The 1,585-nt window shown below is 54.9% G+C and carries 1 protein-coding gene and 1 pseudogene; both read left to right on the forward strand.

Going from position 1 to position 1,585, the window contains the following annotated elements:
• Positions 1-55: 55 nt before the first annotated feature.
• Positions 56-399, forward strand: a pseudogene (locus FG154_RS20425) (transposase); the annotation flags it as partial.
• 79 nt (positions 400-478) lie between these two features.
• Positions 479-1,504, forward strand: coding sequence for a polysaccharide pyruvyl transferase family protein (locus FG154_RS20430; protein WP_145111959.1), 1,026 nt, complete (start codon positions 479-481; stop codon positions 1,502-1,504).
• Positions 1,505-1,585 lie beyond the last annotated feature (81 nt).

The raw sequence follows: 1,585 nt of genomic DNA on the forward strand, positions 1-1,585 counted from the left end.
ACTCATCGCTACGTCTCTCCTTGCAGCATGAGCAGATTTTCACTGGGTCGATACACCGAAGGCCGACTGGCTTCTGGCCGATCGGGGCTATCGAGCCGGTGAGCGCCACCGGTTCGGTTCGAGCGAACCGGCGAGGGCGGACCGGCTACGAGATGCGTTAAAAGACGAAGGGATGAAGGTCTGCATCCCGGGCAGGAAGACCCGCGAGAAGCCGGTGAGGTACGACAAGCGGAGGTACAGGCGTCGCAACCGCATCGAGATCATGTTCGGCCGTATCAAGGCATCAAGGACTGGAGGCGCGTTGCCACACGATACGGCCGATGCCCGGAAACGTTCTTCTCCGCCATCGTCCTCGCAGCCACAGTCTTGTTCTGGCTATGTAACGAAAACGAGTTTTGACCCTAGCCAGCACCTTGCTTTCAGTGCCACAAGGGGTCACCATCGCTCAGTAGACTGGAGGAGCCAATTGGACGGGAAAATGAAAAAGACGGCCGTTGTCGTTGGGCCGTACAGAGTTCACAATTTCGGCGACGATCTTGTGGGAGCAATCATCGCGAAGCGGCTTCAACAAGTGGGCTATGACGTGGTCATTCCCAAGCTCGGCCAAAGCAACGCGAACTGGATCGGCACCGAGTTCGCCGAGAGCTACGACGGCATCTTCGACAAGGCCGACACTATTGTTGTTGGCGGCGGCGGCATCATGTCCGACACGTCCGGAGCCAAGCCTGGCGCTTCCTATCTCGACATTGTTGCACGGGCTGCAATTGCAGGGAAGACACAGGGAAAGCGGATGTTCGTTACAAGTGTTGGGGCTGGACCTTGGAAACTCCCGCGATCGAAAATGCTTGCTTTCGGCATATCGATGATGGCAGACAAGATTGGGGTCCGCGACCAAGAGTCATTCGACCACCTCGCCAGCATCGGGATTAGAGGCCCAAAGGTTGTGTTAGGCGCTGACTGCGCTCTTCTGAGCAAGGACTATCTTCCGTTTGAGCCGGTCAGTAGTGGCAAGATTGGTATCCAACTGAACACTGGACAATTTCCGGAAGCGGAAGCGAACACTGCCTTTCCGGCCATTAAAGACGCTATTGACGCTTACGTGTCGGCAAATAGTTCAAATGTGGTTCTGCTTTCGAACGGCCATCGGAAATCGCCGCTTGCGTCCGTTGCGCCAACCTGCGAGACCTTGGAGTACGGAAATCTTGATACCTATCTGGCAAGACTGTCCGGCTTGAGGTCCGTTTTAACGTCGCATCTTCATATCGCCATAACAGCATATTCACAGCGCATTCCTACTTTTTCCCTGTATGTTCGCGAAAAGACAAAGCGATTTTATGATCAGATTGGGCGGCCGGAGCGAGCAATCGATATCACAAAGGCCTCTGTCGATGATCTGCAAAAGTTCCTCGACGCTGCAGAATGCGCGGAATGGTCGGAAAAAGACGAAGAAACGCTCACCCGCCTTCAGAGGCAAGCACGATCGCTTCTCTCGTTCATAGAGTAGCTGTAGCGGACCATGAGCATTGTGATCCTAGGCTCCAGACCCATTGATTTCGTGGGGATCGCGTGATTCAGGCCTCGCAAG

This window comes from Cereibacter sediminicola (assembly GCF_007668225.1).
GTDB classification, from domain to species: domain Bacteria; phylum Pseudomonadota; class Alphaproteobacteria; order Rhodobacterales; family Rhodobacteraceae; genus Cereibacter_A; species Cereibacter_A azotoformans.

What these genes read in the sequence shown, in the direction of transcription:
- FG154_RS20430 (WP_145111959.1), top strand. Translation starts at nt 479, where the DNA reads ATGAAAAAGACGGCCGTTGTCGTTGGGCCGTACAGAGTTCACAATTTC.